This window comes from Acetobacter cibinongensis (assembly GCF_000963925.1).
GTDB lineage: Bacteria > Pseudomonadota > Alphaproteobacteria > Acetobacterales > Acetobacteraceae > Acetobacter > Acetobacter cibinongensis.
The window spans coordinates 1-201 of sequence record NZ_BAMV01000075.1 but is presented as its reverse complement, the minus strand read 5'-3'; the positions used below and the strand labels follow the sequence as shown (position 1 = coordinate 201).

Here is a 201-nt window from a genome sequence, read left to right as displayed (position 1 = left end):
TCAATGATGAAGGCCACATAAACAAAGCCCTGCCAGGTGGAAACATACGTGAAATCCGAAACCCACAGTCTGTTAGGGGCTGGTGCATGAAACTGTCGCTGTACCAGATCCTGTGGACAGGGCCGCGCTGGATCGGGCCGTGTGGTTCTGACCCCCTTACCACGAATGACGCCTTTCAGTCCCATCCGGCGCATCAGCCGC

At 56.7% G+C, this 201-nt stretch carries 1 pseudogene; it reads right to left on the bottom strand.

Features of this window, described 5'->3' with window-relative positions:
* Positions 1–201: pseudogene (locus tag Abci_RS13920) on the bottom strand (IS3 family transposase); the annotation flags it as partial.